Origin of the sequence: Shewanella sp. SM29, from assembly GCF_025654245.1 — a bacterium.
GTDB classification, from domain to species: domain Bacteria; phylum Pseudomonadota; class Gammaproteobacteria; order Enterobacterales; family Shewanellaceae; genus Shewanella; species Shewanella oncorhynchi.
In genome coordinates this window covers 1-17,292 of sequence record NZ_JAKKRN010000026.1, presented here as the reverse complement: position 1 = coordinate 17,292, position 17,292 = coordinate 1, and the positions used below count along the sequence as shown (strand labels likewise).

Genomic DNA, 17,292 nt, shown 5'->3' with positions numbered 1-17,292 from the left:
AGTGATCTCCAAAACTCATTTGGTCAAAACTCGCAGCAGACTGAGCAGCTAAAAATGGTAGAAGTGATCACTCTTAGACAGCAGAAGCGATCAATTGCACCAGCACCACCAATTAGTGGCGCAGCTCCCAATTTCGTACACGGCTGTTAAAGGCTGCCCACTTCTACTGGTCACGACTGCCCAAGCTGCTGGTTACATTGCCCAGTTTCAGGCGAGAAAAAGCTCTAAGGAAATGGGGCTGAAAAACACAAAAAATATGCCAGTCCTCATTATTTCTATTCTTATGCATGAACAAGCTGGATAATTATTTCAAGCTTTTTAAAAAGTCAGGATCAATCCATACTGACTCAACTTGTCCTTCTTTTAACTCGACACTATCAGGGTCAAACGGCATCAAGGCATCTAAAAATTCATAAATACTACTTGCCAACTTGATCATATTTTGTGGTTCTTCGTGATCCCAAAAATAAACTGATTGCCCTTGGTCAAGATCAATAACAACGTAATTACCACCTTCAGCCACTGCTACTGGGAAAACTCTTTTCCCAACATGATCCAAATATTTACACTCTCCACCAATTTTAGAGATTGGGATCAACTCATTAACTCCTGACTCATTATTTGGGCTTACAGTGAAAATATTTATTTCAGGCTTCGAACCATTGAACTCTAAAAAAAATTTTTTCAAGTCGTCAGGTATGGAATAACCCAAAGCCTGAGCCAAAAGCTCTATGTCTTTTGGCTCAATAGCTTTTGGTTTAGAAAATTTTACACTCATTAAGAAAACTCCCGAATTTATTGATTACGTAATACCGCAGCCCCACCTGTGTGACGGGCTGCGTTATGTATATCTTTTGGTATGAGTTGCATCGTTTTAGCGTTTTCAACGTGATGCCAAAGATACCCTTCTGGCGTATTTTTTAGACCGACAGCTTTATTAGCCATTGCTGCATCTTTTGCGTAGTTACCAGTCAACCCTTTAATGTCAACCTGAGCCTTAGAATAAGGTGAAAAATCAGGAAAACCTTTCTCATTGAACTTTACACCTGAAGGGTGAGTACTACCCGCATATTGGCTATTGACTGGCTTCCTTCCATTAATAAGTGGGATATTATCTGCACTCTCTGCCACACCAGACAGCCTCATCTCAACTGCTGTTGCATCATCTGCATGAGTAGCAATGGCCTTCATTGGCATTAATATGACACTTTTGAGCCCCAATCCTAGCAAATCATCAACAAAGATTGAAGGAATGACTTCACCACTGCCGCCACAAGGATACCCCCTACAAAACTCCGCCATCTGAACAACATAATCTGGTAATTTATATGGTTCTAAATAATTTGAAACAGAATTGATATACTGAATTGACTCCGCCGTAACGTCTGCCAACCCGTTCACCTCACAGGTCTGCAAATTTGTAGGCAATTTCTCTTGCACCAGAGCTGCGCCATTACTGATTTTAGTGGGTTCAGATCTGGTTTGCTTTTTCCCTGAGTCACCGGAGCCATACTCAATAGCTGAGCAGAATACACCACTCTGGCCTTTGAGGTGACTTCCAGTTGAGGAACACGCCGCATACCCCGTCGGATCTGTGCCTGCTAGCGGATTATTCATGATATAGGAGTACGGGTTCACGCTCTGGGTCGAGGTTGGACTCTGGATAAACGGGTCCACACTCATAAACCTGCCAAGGTTGTAATCGTAAATCCGCCCGTTCATATGAATTAACTGCTGTTCATTCAGATGTTCGTGGTCGGTGAAGCCGCGGCGGTTTTTGTTGGTGATATCCAAATCCTGCAACTTTGATTGCAGCGTATTTTTATTCACGATATCAGTACGATGCCCACCGCCTGTCGATGCGGTTCGCCCAAAGGGGTCAAAGTAGCGTTGACTAACAATATTACCATTTTGGTCGGCTAAGGTGGTGGCACTGCCGAGGCGGTCCTTGAGAGTAAATTGCAGCAAATGACTACGCTGAGAGGTATAGCTGAGTACCGCAATGTCGTCTAAGTAAGCACGCCAACTGCCATCACTGTCGGCTTCATAGTACTTATCGACATAATAAGTGGTCGTGGTCGCGCTGCCGACCGTGCGGCTTTGCTTGGCGCGCATATTATCGCTGCCATAGACAAAACTTGTGGTGGCACCGCGGCCTGAGACACTCAGTGGCTTATCCATGGCGTTGTAGGTCATAGTGAGACCATCACCCACACGTAAATTACCACGATTATCGTATTGAAAGTTTACTGTGGTGCCATTGAGTTTAGTTAGCTGGCACACTGCGTTTGGCTTGTAGCCACAGGCGCTGCCGCCATTACGGTAGGCAGTGGTGCTATTGGCACTGTAGTCGGTCTTTTTAAGGAAGTTACCGACCTTATCGTAGGCATAGTTAACCGTGGCACTAAAGGTCGGATTGGTATTGCTAAACTGATACTCGGTTAGGCGATTAAGCGTGTCATAACGGTAACTCTTAGTTAGGCCTGTCACCCCATCACGTTCACTGGTGAGATTCATAAACTCATCATAGCCATCATAGTACTGCGCATGAATACGCCCAAGCGGGCCATCCACCTCGACACTCGCCATGGTGCCTTCGCTGTAATAACTGCGTGATTCAGACATCACCCGGTTAGCAAGGTCAGCGCCAGTGATATGGCCAGCCTCATCCATGGCTGTAACTTGACGATAGAGATAGCCAGAAGCAGCATTGCTGGTCTGCTCGAGGTAACCATAATCGTTATAGCTATATTTCAGGGTTAAGCCATTGGGGTATTCGAGTGCCTTAGGACGACCATAGAAGCTATCGTATTGATGTTTAACCGTGCGACTCACTCCATCAACGGTCACTGTGGTTTGCGCCAATTGCAGCGCAGTTGTGTAGGCATAAGTGCGAGCGACGCCGTTTTCGGTTTCAGAGGTGAGCAAGCCTTGTTTGAGCGTGTCCCACACAAAGGTCGCTGTACCTGGTGCACTGCCGCCCGTGGTGGTTTTGCTGGTGACGCGCCCCAGTACATCGAGTACGTAGGTTTGTACCACGCCATTGGCATCGGTTTGCTTATCCAGTTCGCCTAGGCTGTTGTAACCAAAATGGGTAGTGCCTTGATTAGGGTCGATAACTTGGGTTTTATGGCCAAAACCGTTGTAAGTCGCCTTGATATCACTATTGTTAGCATCGCGGATAACTAACGGTCTACCGGCGCTATCGTAGGCAAAGCGGTTAGTGCCATTTTGTGCATCCACCGTTTCATATAACCAGCCTTGACTGCCATAGGTACGCGACATCAAGCGTCCTTCGACATTGATATCGGTGGTTAACCCGTTATAGGTGTATAGGGACTCTAGTCCACCGGAGCGCCCATTAGGAATGGTGCGTCTGCCGGGTCTATCAAGCGCATCAAAATCACTGAACTCGGTATAGTCTGCCGCCGTGCCGTTACCATAGGGCGTTGACTCTCGGGTTAAGCGTCCAAGTGCATCATAATGCTTATCCTGATATTGATAGCCGCCATCGAAGCCCTGAGTTGCCGTGCGCAGTAATCGACCTTGGCCGTCAAAATATTGCTCCGTTTCAGGGATACCTGCACCACTGGTGCGGGTCATTACCACGGGGATGTTGTCGTTGTCCTGGGGCGGATTATTCCCCTCATTGGCGAGTAAATAACGCAAATAGCGGGTTGGACTACCCGTCTGTTTGACCTGCACCGGACGACCGATACCATCGTACTCGGTTTGAGTCACGATATTATTAGGCGCTATCACTTTGGTGGGGAGTCCTAGCCCCATGTCGTATTCGGTGGTGGTGATATGGCCCTTGGCATTGGTGACCTTGTAAGGCAGATAACCATCGTCAGCCTGAGTTGTACCGTCTTTGGTGTAGGTAAAACTGGTTTGCCTTGCGGCCATGGCGCTACACGTACTACTTTGCCCTGTGGTTTTAGTCCACAGTGGCAGACCGTAACTGTTTAATGTGGTTTCTTCGACGCGATTGCAACTGCTATTACTGGCGGTATAGGTCATCTTGATGGGGAGGCGATGTGCACTATCCCAGGTATTGACCGTTTGCAATTGCCACTGCCCCTTATCCATCGTGCCGACGGGGTCATCTCCCCAGTTGCGCAGCGCAGTACTGTGGCTCGTCTTTATCCAGTTGAACTTATTGAGCCACCAATTATTAACATCGGGCACATAATCGGTTTCCGTCACACTGGTATAGGTATTCGCATGACCCTTTATGTAATCTGTAACTGATTGGGTCTGCTTTTTAATATTGCCCCACTCATCCACATCGGTAGGGCTAGTTCCTACCGTCTGCTTTATCTCTGACATCAGGCTCCCATCATCCAGCTCCCAAGACGTCTGCAGCGAGCTGGTCTGAATGTTGTGGTACGCACCTTTGCTGCGCACCAGGCTTGCCTTATGCTGCGGGTTATCGGTCCAAGTATTTTTCAGCTCAGCCACAGTACGCTTGACACCATTTTTGTTCGGCGCTGTCACTGTCTGTGATGTCAGCAATCCCACCTCAGGGAACTTCTGCTTGAAGACACTATGCACCGTCTTATCCCGCAGCATATCCTTTTCCCAGATTTGATTAAATCCGGTAAAGCCACGTCCTTGTAGGTTATACATCGCGCCTTTATAAGCATATTGGGTTTCGTTTTCCCCGCTCTGACCGTTGCTTTGCTTGAAGGACTGCACCACATACATGCTGGAGCCGAAATGCACATAGCCGGTTCCCACTTCATCGAAATCTGTAGTGTAGAGCTTAGCTTGGTCCGCACTGCCTTCTCCGGTTGACAGTGGGCGATAACGCCATTCGCTACTGTTACCTAGGCCATCAGTGACGGATTGCAGATAATCGGTTGCTGCATAATCGCTTGTGGTTTGTCCAGTGCCAGAACCATAGTTACGGCTGAGGTAAGCACCGTATTGTGTGCCCCACATGCTAGAGGCTGCGTTTTGTAACCACGTTTCGTTAAACTGGCCCGTTCCAGGTATACGTGGTCCATAGGTGGTAAGCATGTCAACAAGGCCATCTCCAAATGCATCCACTAAACGTGATTCATAGGCTGAGCCATAGAATGGAGTAGGCTGTTTTACTAAGCCCCAGCGACCATCAGCTTGCAACACAAATTTAATCGCATCGTATTGATAAATCGAATCATCGAAATCTGAACTGACAATTGGTTTACTGGGAACAGTATTTGAACTGTCAACGGGCATATCCCCATAAAGTGCATCCCCACAAAGTGTCCTTTTGATCCCGCTTCCAGAAGTTCCCCCGGGAAACATAACATAGGCACAACCTGTTATAACCCTCGTACCTGGAAGTAATATCTCCTCGGTACCGTCTAAATCAATATCAGCCGTTTGCATGCTGTCGAAGTGCTGAGGATAAATGACATCCATAGGCTCTTGCGCTGTAACAACCACAGAATGGGAACGCTCTTTCAAATGCAGATTGCCCCCAAAAGCTACCCAAGGAGCAAACACGCCGCCCTGATTGAGTTCATAGCCAATTAATCGGTCATTATTTACCATTCGCCACGAAACAATGTCAGGTAATCCATCGCCATTAATATCAACCAACTTTTGAAAAAAATGAAAACCATCACCAATGTGAAACGGATAAGTAGGAGCGTTAGCCCACTGCGCGTTCCATTGCTGCGGAGTGCTGTTATTTAATATAAAACTGAGAAGCTTAGGCACTGGCGCATTTGCCGCGCCACTGCCGCCCAAACTTGAAACCACAAAATCAATCATGCCATTACCATCAATATCGCCAGCCATATTGACATCAACACTGGGTCTTGCAGGCCAGCTTCCCAATTTGGGGTCTATCGGTGTTTCATGAATCAATTGATGCGCAGTGGATGAATAAGGGGCCAGTTTGTTGCCTGAATTCAAATAAGCCCGCCAGTAACCTTTATTGTTCGCAACGGTAAACACCATAAGGTCAACATAACCATCGCCGTTAAGGTCTGTCGCCCCCATCAGTCTATCTGGGCTGGGGAAACGATTCGGATTAAACGGTATCCCCGTTGAAATGTAGGAAAGTGACCCCGACGCAGACAATTGGATATGTAAGATAGTATTGATGGATTTAAAGGGGTCGACTTTACCGTCATTGTCCGCATCAAACGCGACGCAAATCCAGCCATCAGAGACATAATCGTTATAGCAAGCCTTCTCGTGAGTAAAACTATTTTGGCCTAGCATTTCCTGCTCTGCATTAGTGTCATACCCTGGGAAATCTGTGGAACCGTCGCCATTAGCATCACCATGCGGCGTCACTTTATTAATATCCAACTCACCAGAGAACACCGCTTGCCCACCAATGGAGAATTCATTCGCTTTAACCGTTGAAGACTTATCACTCCAAGCCATATTTGTAGAGGGTGTACAACGCCCTTGCGCATCACACTGATGTATCGTTTGTAACAAGTGCCTACCACTTGCCTGACTAAGTAAGTAATTTAAACGGTATTGTAGAACCGACTGGCTCCCTGTACTATTGACCCGAACTTCAGATAAAAGACGAGTACTTGTTGTTAGCCCTCCTGCCAGATAATTTTTCCGTTTATCCACCCGAACATCATAGATAAACTCGACATTACGATCGCCTAGAATACCATTTCCACCCGTATAAAAAATCTGACTTAGAAGGTGCTCGCCTGCGACCGAGTCGTCATACTTATAATCTATTGTATTAGCACCATTTGAGTGCGACTCTTGGGTCACTTTCCAGCTTAATGCAGTGCTTAACCCATTTGGCACAAAGCGACTATTAGCATTTGCACCATAGGTTGCCGAATTTCCATCAGGTTTATAGACAGTAAAACGATTATTACTGTCATTGATATTGCCGTGCTGAACCACTTTAACGAAGGAGTCCATCTCAGTACGATATTCGGTATTAGCTGTGCCATAGGTGCCTGTAATGGCAATCAAACGCTGACCATCGAGGCACAACCTATCAGTTGAGGCACTAAAGGTGACTGCACGGGTAAAGCCATCTTGGGCAAAGGTTGCACCGCAGCGACTAATGCTTGACCCTGCATTGAGTGACCAACCCACACCTAAAATGCCATTCCCCCCTTGGGAGTTATAGCTAAGCGATACAGGTGGCTGAACGCCATTACGTCCTGGCGGTAAATCGATGGGAATGTGATAACTAGCTTGACCACCCGATACGCCAGCTTGCCCTTTAACCGATGCAGCATTGAGATCTACAGCATCAGAAGGTGCAGTGTCACTGCCGCCGGCATCTGCAACAGACACCCGAGATAAATTTTTCCAATCACTTCCAAGCACGGGCAAAGTCACCTGCGTATTGCTCGATAACTTCCAAGCACTGCACGCTGTAGTGCAAGCACGCACTTGATACTGATAGGTGCCAGAAGTGAGCCCCGACAACGCATTATTTGTGGCCGTTCCAGAATACTTAGCGACCCAAGCGCCACCATTCACTCGTTGCTGTAACTCATAACGCGTAGCGCCACTGACGCTCGACCAAGAAACACTAAAAGCCCCAGTTGCATTGGTTGCTGGTGCGGAGATCGAAGTTGGTATCGTTGGAGTTGTCGGCGCAGAAGGGCTGCCAACAAGAATAGAGGGGCTATAAGCGCTACAAAATGAACCTTTACAAGCATTGATTCGGTAGTAATATCCAGAGAGAGTCTTGTTAGGTACCTGTAATATTCGTTTCCAAGACCAGCCACCAGAACAAACCGTGCCACCAACAGCAAACGATTTATAGGCTACAACACCATTATCAGCTTGGCCCAATCCGCTGTATACATTCGTCCAAGCACTACCATCAAGTGACTCTTGGATATTAACGGCAGTAATGGAGCAATCGATACCCCATCGTAATTCGACAATTGACGTAAATCGACTGCCGGAAAGAGTCGGTGCATCCACAGGTAAAGGAATGTTTGGTAATACTGGGTCTATCTCAACCTTCGGTTTCGTCAACGCCGCATAACTCGGTGTTAGCCATACCAGTCCAAGCAATAACATAAAAGCGGCAAAAGATGATTTACGGCGCAGCGTCCACAGTGGCAACATGGCATTCCCTTTAGTTCAAGATCCTTTTTTTTTCAAATCACAATACAAAAATAAACACCCCTAAGCAACAAAGTGAAACACTTTGTTTGGTTTTATTTTACTTTCAAAACAGTGAAGCTATGATGGTTTAATCATAATCACACTTGATAAGTTTATACTTCAATAGCTTCTGAAATCCGCAGTGCATCTTCAATTTCGACACCTAAATAGCGCACGGTGTTATCCAGCTTGACATGTCCAAGCAAGATTTGAATCGCCCGAATATCCTTGGTTCGACGATAAATTAATGTCGCCTTGGTTCTACGCAACGAGTGCGTGCCATACAATTCACTATTCTGCCCTAATTGACTCGCCCAGTTTTTTACCCTCGATCGGTAATAGCTATAACTCATCGGCTGATGAATACTCCTTGGGCTAGGAAATAGATAATCCTCAGCGGTTAATCCCTTTTCGAGCAACCAAGACGTCAGGCTATGCTGAGTTTTTTGGGTAATTTCAAACTGCACGTCACGATGGGTTTTACGCTGTGTTAATCGCACTCGCGGATTGATGATGCCAGATGAGGTAATGTCTTGGACCTTCAAGTGTAATAAGTCACAGGCTCGCAATTTTGAATCAATCGCCAGATTAAGTAACGCTAACTCAGCAATATTATGTTCTAACTCCAAACGAGTACGAATGCGCCAAATCTCTTCCAATTTAAAAGGTCGTTTTTGTCCCATGGGATGACCTTTATTCCAAGCGTCCATATAAACCTCCTCAGGTTGTAATGAATAGACACTTGAAGTATAGGAAATAGCGCTTTTAACTGAGCAAATATGGATTATAAAATCTCATGCATAAATAAAATTAAAGCGGAGTCTAGAAATGAAGTGCTGAATTGCTTTGGGGCAAAGGAGAGTTAGACTTTTAGCTCGAGGTAGTGAGTTTCGGATTAAAATATCTATGAGTTAACGTCCCAATAACTGGCGCGACTATACTGCGTCCGGTACCGAAGGCGAGTAGTTAATTGACTTGTTATAAGTCATTTCCCTACAGAGTTCCATTCTGGCGACAGCGAAGAAACTATGCTGTCTTCGAGTCCTGCAGCCAAATTGAGATGAAACGCACCAAAATGTAAAAGTCCGTGGTCTGGTAAAACATATAGCTCGATGACAGAGCCATTTTGTAAGGCTGATTTAATGTTGCTGTTATTTCGAATATTGGTGCTCTGTGTTGCAGCAGGCTTTCGGTAACCATACATTCTCTTTTTGAGAGGCTGAACTGTTTTGCCAACGTACTTAGGAATGCCGTCCACAACAAAGCTATAGAGAATATTTGAAGATTCTGCCTCCGCCTGAATTTCCAGATCAGGTTCACTATTGGTTAGCGACCAAACACCTACCTTCCTGAATCCAATGTTGGTTAATTTGCTTAGCATAGTTTTGACTTATAACGCCCTGTTAATGAGAAGTAACGCAATGTTGAAGTCGCCGCATACCAACTTAATCACTAAAACCAACGAATACCAAAATGCCACGCGTGCCGAATAACTTTTGAACCATTTGTTATAGCGCATTTTCCAGCGGTTGCATTACTGACAGTACTTTTGCCAATACACTTGAAATACCAGTACCTTTGAGGTACTCAATACTTGTATGACGTCTGGTAGTTTCATCGAATAGCTCATGAAATGGATTTTGTTTCTCTATGATGACAGCAGGCTGTTCATAACCGTTATTGTTAAACTGATCGGCTGTGATATCGATAATGTAACCTTGGCATACTAACCATGCGTGAGTTAGGTTTGAATTATCTTCTAACCCGTGACCACAAACATACTCACTATCTAGTCCATGATATTTCAATAAATATAAGCCAAGCAAATCGCTAGCGTCTCCACAGCAGCCAGCAGGAAAGCCTGATGAAAAATAAAAGCTAGTCATGCTATGAAAGTCAGATTTCTCAAATCCAGCTAGAATATCCCGAATTTGGTATATATTTTGCCTAATATCTTTATTCAAATGAAGCTCCAATATGCATCTGCACTATAACGCCGCGAATAGACCTTAAACGCTTGTATGCGCACTTACCCCAATAAGCTTCGCTCTAGGCTTTCTTTCGTTGGAACCAAGTTTTGTTCAAAAATTTTCTCCACTGACTTGTAAAGAAGCTCATATGTTTGTAGCAAGGTATCCTGCTCTACTGAATTGTCACCATGTGCAGCCTTTGAGCGTTCGTTATACAGTTTTGCCACTTTTTTATATAACAGATAGGCTTTATCACCATCATCAGGCTCTAGGTAAGATGCAACCATTACAGATACTCGAAAACGTAATTCTGCTTTGTCTTTTGTGAAAATAGCCTCTAAAGCCCCCCCACAACAATACGAGACTCATTGGAAGATATTGTTGAAAATAAACTTCATCCAATGAACTTACCGCTAATTTGAGCTCATAATGTTTATAAATAAGACCTATACACCTTTCTAAGTTTTCTGCGATCCAACTAAACGTATTTTGAGAAAGATAGTCATTTGCACCTTTAAGGACTAATACTCGGTTAGTCTCCCACAACGAAACTTCTGGATCGCTATCGTTGAACTCGGCTTTCGATGCAAATGAAACCGATGATATTAAAAAACAGTGTATTTGTGGTGACAGCCCTAAGCGCAAAAGGCTAACAAGGGTCTTTACATAATCATATGCCTCAGCCCCTTCTGGCTTTTGAGTTAAATCGACTTCAAGCTCCCAATGAACAATTTTGTCACTTGAGCCTCTTACCGTTTTCCAAGGAGAAGGAGCAAGTTTATCTCTAGTTGGCGAATCAAGCGCAACCATATGAGGTGACATAAAGTGAGCATACGCACTCCTAGCAATGACACCTTTAGGTAAAACTAACTCATCAAAACTGATTTTGACGCCCGACATACCGAGGTAAACTTTATTATTATCAAAAATCTTCATAATCATTTTTAGCCTGTGCGCATAATGCTCAAAGTAGGCGCGCAGTATTTGAGCGTCGCCCTGTCTTTGCTTGTTAGCACTATTTACCTTTACCACCAGTACTGTCTTTCACTAATCTTACAGGTGGCGGTGGAGGTGGAGGTGGAGGTGCTGGTTTATCTTTTGACATGCTACTGCCCCTTACTTTTTCTGTGGTTTTGATTTAATTTGCCCAGATCTACATCCTCTCTAAGGATTCTCTTTGGAGGTGGTGCCGGTGGTGGTGGTGGCATTGATGGTTTCGGCTTTTCGCTCATTCAGTAATTCCTTTAAATCATCCGAAAAATCAACCTTTAAGGTAGTATTGTCAAACTTACCATTAATTTCTAGTGGAGATTTAGAGTTAATTAATTCTATTGGTTTTGAAATTTGTACCTTAAATTCCTTCTCTACTGAATTCTTATCAACCCCTGAAAGAGAAAATATCAAGAATGCGATAGCAAGAGGTAATGAAGTAAGAATCAAGTATGTATTACATTTATGCAAAAATTCAGATCGCTTATCATTAACAACTGTATTGGCAGAAGAGCACTCGTTGTAGTACTTAAATATATATTCATTGAAGTGCTTTTCAACAAGTTCATCGCATTCATCATAATCTCTGTACGTTTCAATTAGTTTATTTCGATAGTTTTCTGTTGTTAGTGCAGACGGTATAAATTCATAGGTATGCCCATAGAACGATCTTAAAAAATACGACACGCTAGTAATGAAAAAGCCAACGCTAACCGAAAAAACACCTCCGAAACAGAAGTTCCATAAACTTCCATTTTCAAAAGAAATTCCGTTGACCAAAATTGCATATACGCTGGTTATAGATAAGAGCAGCGCCAAAGGAATTTGTAGGCGAGATAATATCTTTTCCCTTGCTTCCACTTCGTGAAAGTATAGCTTCTCATATAGTTCAAATCGCTTTTCGTCGTTCATATTCTACTTGTTGTACATTCTGATGGTAGCTGGCTGCTAATATTTTATTACGTTTATCTCGTTAGAGCAGTAAAAACACGCATAGTTAACTATTTGTATGCAAAGAACTTATCAGCTTTCCATCAAATACACCACCGAGAAAAAATCGCATGAGCGTTTTCGAAACGTATGAACTAAAACTAGAGTCACATAATCAATTGATTTCAGATATCTTTATTTGTTATCAGTTGAGTTAATGTGCACTCACATGCCTTAAAAAACACTCAAAAACATCTAAGTTTAAATACAATTGTATAGTCGCCATACTTTGTTAGTAGCTTTGCTGTAATACTTGGTAAATAAGTAAGAACTTGTAGGAAAAAGAGGCGGGGAAACTTTCGATTAAACTCATGAACTGAAAACGCTTTGGGGCAGAAATGGCTTATGATGATCGCTCTAACACTTACTATGCCATAACCATGCAAACTTAATATGTCCCTCCCCTTAACTAAGTCTGCATAGGTCCAATATGATAATAAGATCTATTCATTTAGGGTATACCCCAAGCAAACCAGTATCACTCCACAGCCAATTGGTTCGTTATATATTGATTTCAAACCCTGCTCGCACTATCATCGTAAACCATACTCTAAAAATACCAAATGAGGCAAAATGTTTATTCGGGCCTACCTGCGCGCATCAACAGATGAACAAGATGCCAATCGAGCCAGAAATGAGTTGGTTCAATTTTCAGAAAGTAAAAATGTTCGCATAGCCAGTTTTTATACCGAGACACAATCAGGGGCTAAAATTGAACGGCCTGAACTTGGGCGCTTGATCATGGACTCTCATCCTGGCGATGTTTTACTCATAGAAAAAGTCGATAGATTGTCTCGCCTCCCCTTTGAGCAATGGAAGGTGCTAAAGAGTAAGTTGGTAAAGGCCAATATTCATATTGTTGTTGTTGACCAACCAATGACACATGGGATCTTAAATGGCACAGAAGAACATACCATGATCGCAAAAGTGCTCACGGAGTTCATGATTGATTTAGCCGCTGCAATGGCCAGAGATGATTATGAGACAAGAAGAAAGCGACAAGCGCAAGGCATCGAAAAGGCAAAAACCTTAGGCAAATACCTTGGACGTCAGCCTGACCATGGATTAAGGCAAAATATTCGGTTACTACTAGATGAAGGGAAAAGCTGGTCACAAGTGCAGAGTCTGCTTAAATGTAGTCGTTCTACCATTGCCAAAGCGGCTAAGTTAAATGAGCTAAAAAACGATGAATCAGTTCTCTAGAGATTTGATTCATCCTAGCGCAAAAAAAGCTCCGCTGAAAGGAAGAAACGGGGCGAAATGGGTCTGTTTTTGACCAGCGTCAATCAGTCTGGGGTAAAGTTTGTAGTGGCAGACTCAAAATATGAATGTTGAATTATTGTTCTGGTCTAATCCTATCGGACATAAATGGCTCGCCCCCCCCTATGGGGGCTGGCTATCTAGGCGTTATTCACCATGGTTCTAGATAGTTGCCAAATTATCTGTGACAAGTGGTGATTCTAGCAGTTTAATTATCTCCGCTACAGAACAACCCACCAAGTTATTAACTCAACTCACCACTGAATCCCAAAGAGCTTTTCTATCGATATGGCAAACAGACTGCACGATCTTCCCTTCTGAATTGAGAGTCAAAATGTCCACCCCCTCACAGTAGATACTTCTGTCGGATGCTTGCCAAACTATCACGCCACACTTCGACGCATGGAGTGCCCATTCCCAAGCGTAGTTATTAGTACTGGAACAGCCGAAAAGCTTCATCGTGTCGAATGTCATATCAGGGAAATTGACCCAAGCCACTTTCTCAAGATGGTCCTTCATGCCCGACTTTAGAATTACCGGATGCGGTTTGTCGATATATGTAGCTTCGTCAGCCATGGAGGAGACGATCAAATCTGCATTCCGTTGCACCCAACCATTCACATAGTCAAGGACTGTCTGAGGTACGGAATCTAAAATAGAATTATTAACTTCCACTTCCACTTCCCTAGATTAAAATAAGATATTTAATTTAATAACTTAATTTCCAATATTAAGTCAATGTAATTTTTGTAGTAGGGTGTACTGGTCCAAACTGGACACTTTTACTTGAGAATTTTCAAACTCTACAGGTGACAGATTGTCATTAACAGAATGAAATCGCTCCAAGTTGTAATATTTCATGTAAGCCGCCACATCTTGCTTCATAAACGCCCTTGTTGGTTGATTAACTTTAAAAATCCAATCGTGTTTCAAGCTACCAAAGAAACGCTCAACAACGGCATTATCCCAACTCGCACCCACATCATCCATGCTGGCTCGGATACCATAGCTCGATAGCAGCCTACCGAATTGCTTACTGGTATATTGCGAGCCTGTGGAATGGCTTTGCACAAATAACTACAGAGTGCTTCCTGAGCGCCCAGTATGATGCTTAAAACCCTTGTTTCATCGTCATTCATAACCTACAGATTAAAAATCACCCCGCATCAACCAAACTCTAGACATCAAGATTGGCAACATATTTTTTAGCGGAGTCTTTGAGATACGCCTTAACTTTATCACGGACCTTATCATAATCACTTGGCGAAAAAGTACAATGCATTGCGACTCTAAATATATCATTACCGATACCCTCCCATAGGTAATGACTGTTACAATTTATCTTATTAAAGGCCACTACACTTATAAATAATGATAATACTCCTCCCCCCCCTCCTGACATATTAACTCCAGAATTCATACAGTTTACATAATTTCCATTCCGAGTATTCCCATCCCATATTGACATAGCTTTACTTCCATTGCCGGCTTTCATTAATGATCTTGAAAGTTGGGTTATATAACCATCCATAAAACCTCTATCGGCATCAGCAATCCCTGGCATACAACATTCGGCATCACGACAATTTTGTTTTAATACATCAATTACTCTTTCACCACCATAAATATTTCTTATTTCATTTAAAGTATCATTATGAAAGAAGTTCATATTTCTCCACCCTGCATCATCATTACAAACAACATACCCGGGATATGCTGACAAAACATTGCATAAAATAGTATACCAAACATCCAAGTAACTTTGTCCTTCCTGTAGTACATAAGTTTTCATATATTCTCTAGTGCGCAATTGGGCATAAAGCAAACTATCCTGAACATCTTGAGCTAAAGGATGGTTTGGAATGGCGTAAAGAGTTGAAAAATTAACAGTATTCATATTCAATCCAAATTAACTTTAATTAACACGCTTAATTATTTAAAATAATATCTATTTATTGATTTTTCAGCTTTTAATGAGTCTTTTAATTAATAATTTTAGTTTGCAAAACTATATAAAAATAAAATATTTTGATTAAAAAAAGTTTAAATGACTACATTAACCAAAGTCCATAATTAAATCCAGAAGTGCGATACTAGCGAATTAAGCTACTAGCTGGCTAGAAAGCTCCATTAACACTATCACACATTTAGAGTAAAAAATAATTCAATTCATTACAAAATCCCATATTTCAATTCAACATTTATCAAACAATTTATTTATTACAGAAAAGTTATCAGTAAGTTCAACAGAGTGCAAAATACAACATCGATTACAATTTCACGGTTATTCTAGGTTATTCATAATCGGATAGTAGCGATACTAAATTAACCTTGTTCTTTATCAATAAGCTAAATAATAGCTGGCACATTTTTCAGATAATAATTAAACAAAATAATAATTAAACAAGATAATATCATCTATCTTTAGTAAAGCAACTTAACTGCCTGTTAATATTTTTCATGATAAATCCAACCATCGTAACCTTCCATTATTTATGGTATTATCTTCACTTCCACCATCGAGCCATAAAAATCAAACCATTAATCGCCATTAATTTTGCATATTTTTATCTACATCAAACTTAGATAATATAAAAGAGCTAGTTACATTTTCAGCATTAAATTCCGACAACACTTTATCAAATAATGTGATTAATATCTTGATATAATATCTAGCGTCAATGGCTGAGCGAAATTTATTTTAAGTAATTATATATTCAGGTATCCAGGCCGGTTCAATATCGCTGTTTAAAATAAAAATCCACCTTGCCATCTTAAAATTAAAAAAATTTTGCTACGTTTTCCTAGACTACTTATCTATACACTTTAAAAGGTTTTAGATATAAAAACCGAAACTATATGATTTAGCTTTATAACTAAGATGTCAGACATTGTCTTTCAGATAGTGGAGTACGCATCAGATCTTAAATACATTTATTTTAATTTCAACTGGTAACTAATAATAATTAACCCCATGTTATCCATAATAATTAATTTTCTTTCATGACTTTAGAGTACAAAAAATGTAAAGCTCATTACAATGGTGACAATCGACTGCTATATTGACTTGCGCAAGCTAAAAGTTACCTCATTTATCACTATTTGCATTAAAATCTCACAACTGCATTTGACCAGAGTCATCCCTCAATTTACCGAATGTCTCTATCGTTTATTTTAGTATCAGCACTTCATTTTTACTTGCTATCGCAGAAATAATCATCCTCAGAATTTCCAATACTCTTTCAAGTTATTTATTTTAAATAAATCATCAAATTCTTCATCAGTAGTAAGCTATTTTTATATAATCTAAGGCTACTACATTTGAGGTTATTTTTCATGTATTTATTGCTACGTTTAATAGATTTAAAATATCTACAACAATTTAAATCATTTAACAAATATCAGTATCGTTCGAAACATGAAAATTTATCAACTCATTTTAATATTTTAATACTTTCCCATTAAAATAGTAGCGATCAAAAAAATCATTCTTTTGCACTATAGATTTAATGCTCCTTGTAGATTAGAAAAAAATAAGCTGAACTAAAACCGTAGCCGCAGATCTGAGCGGCATCGCCTATCAGCTTACCCATCAACCGTGTCAAAACCTCGCTATAAAACAACCCACTGGAAGCAATACAACCAAGCCTTAATCAACCGCGGTTCACTTACCTTCTGGATTGATGAGGAGGCAATCGCTAAGTGGAAAGCCAAGGTCGAGCAGCCCAAGCAAGGTCGTCCTCGTGTGTTTAGCGACTTAGCCATTACCACTGCGAGCCTTACAGGGCTTCATCAATTCGGTGTTTAAACTGGGTGACATCCCATTATCTTGCCCGCATTACACCTGCATCAGTAAACGCGCGAAAACGGTCAATATTGCTTTTAAAACCAAGACTCGCGGCGCCATTGAGCACTTAGCTATCGACTCGACAGGCTTGAAGATCTATGGCGAAGGTGAGTGGAAAGTGAAGAA

11 protein-coding genes and 2 pseudogenes are annotated in these 17,292 nt (G+C 42.0%); 2 read left to right on the top strand and 11 right to left on the bottom strand.

What is annotated here, in order from left to right; genetic code table 11:
• Nucleotides 1–304: 304 nt before the first annotated feature.
• The 8 genes from L5L77_RS16380 to L5L77_RS16345 form a co-directional block, all read right to left on the bottom strand.
• A complete protein-coding gene (locus L5L77_RS16380) occupies nucleotides 305–778 on the bottom strand; it encodes an SMI1/KNR4 family protein (RefSeq protein ID WP_263223135.1) in 474 nt (157 codons plus the stop codon).
• A 17-nt stretch (nucleotides 779–795) separates the two neighbouring features.
• Nucleotides 796–8,070, bottom strand: coding sequence for an HNH endonuclease (locus L5L77_RS16375; RefSeq protein WP_263223133.1), 7,275 nt, complete (start codon nucleotides 8,068–8,070; stop codon nucleotides 796–798).
• Between the two features lie 152 nt (nucleotides 8,071–8,222).
• Nucleotides 8,223–8,819: a tyrosine-type recombinase/integrase gene (locus tag L5L77_RS16370; RefSeq protein WP_263223131.1), complete on the bottom strand. Its 597-nt coding sequence runs from the start codon at nucleotides 8,817–8,819 to the stop codon at nucleotides 8,223–8,225.
• Between the two features lie 275 nt (nucleotides 8,820–9,094).
• Nucleotides 9,095–9,490 carry a GIY-YIG nuclease family protein gene (locus L5L77_RS16365; protein WP_259583121.1) on the bottom strand — a complete coding sequence of 132 codons (396 nt, stop codon included), beginning with the start codon at nucleotides 9,488–9,490 and terminating at the stop codon, nucleotides 9,095–9,097.
• Between the two features lie 127 nt (nucleotides 9,491–9,617).
• Nucleotides 9,618–10,073, bottom strand: coding sequence for a hypothetical protein (locus tag L5L77_RS16360; protein ID WP_263223129.1), 456 nt, complete (start codon nucleotides 10,071–10,073; stop codon nucleotides 9,618–9,620).
• A gap of 65 nt (nucleotides 10,074–10,138) precedes the next feature.
• A complete protein-coding gene (locus L5L77_RS16355) occupies nucleotides 10,139–10,366 on the bottom strand; it encodes a hypothetical protein (RefSeq protein WP_263223128.1) in 228 nt (75 codons plus the stop codon).
• The gene (locus L5L77_RS16350; protein WP_263223127.1) at nucleotides 10,341–11,015 is read right to left on the bottom strand and encodes a hypothetical protein; all 675 of its coding nucleotides are present in this window, start codon (nucleotides 11,013–11,015) and stop codon (nucleotides 10,341–10,343) included. Before L5L77_RS16350 ends, L5L77_RS16355 begins: the two co-directional genes overlap by 26 nt.
• 228 nt (nucleotides 11,016–11,243) lie before the next feature.
• On the bottom strand, nucleotides 11,244–11,981 hold the full coding sequence (locus tag L5L77_RS16345) for a hypothetical protein (RefSeq protein WP_263223126.1): 738 nt from the start codon (nucleotides 11,979–11,981) through the stop codon (nucleotides 11,244–11,246).
• A 651-nt stretch (nucleotides 11,982–12,632) separates the two neighbouring features.
• Between L5L77_RS16345 and L5L77_RS16340 the strand changes: the two genes are divergently transcribed.
• Entirely contained in the window at nucleotides 12,633–13,262 is a 630-nt protein-coding gene (locus L5L77_RS16340; RefSeq protein WP_263142990.1) for a recombinase family protein, read from the top strand.
• Nucleotides 13,263–13,568: 306 nt separating this feature from the next.
• Here the strand turns inward: L5L77_RS16340 and L5L77_RS16335 are convergent, their stop codons facing one another.
• The 3 genes and pseudogenes from L5L77_RS16335 to L5L77_RS16325 form a co-directional block, all read right to left on the bottom strand.
• Nucleotides 13,569–13,994 (bottom strand): nuclear transport factor 2 family protein, encoded by a 426-nt coding sequence (locus tag L5L77_RS16335; protein ID WP_263142988.1) that lies wholly within the window; start codon nucleotides 13,992–13,994, stop codon nucleotides 13,569–13,571.
• Between the two features lie 60 nt (nucleotides 13,995–14,054).
• A pseudogene (locus tag L5L77_RS16330) lies at nucleotides 14,055–14,372 on the bottom strand (integrase core domain-containing protein); the annotation flags it as partial.
• Nucleotides 14,373–14,496: 124 nt separating this feature from the next.
• Nucleotides 14,497–15,216 (bottom strand): hypothetical protein, encoded by a 720-nt coding sequence (locus L5L77_RS16325; RefSeq protein WP_263223125.1) that lies wholly within the window; start codon nucleotides 15,214–15,216, stop codon nucleotides 14,497–14,499.
• Nucleotides 15,217–16,917: 1,701 nt separating this feature from the next.
• Between L5L77_RS16325 and L5L77_RS16320 the strand changes: the two are divergent.
• Nucleotides 16,918–17,292: pseudogene (locus L5L77_RS16320) on the top strand (transposase); the annotation flags it as partial.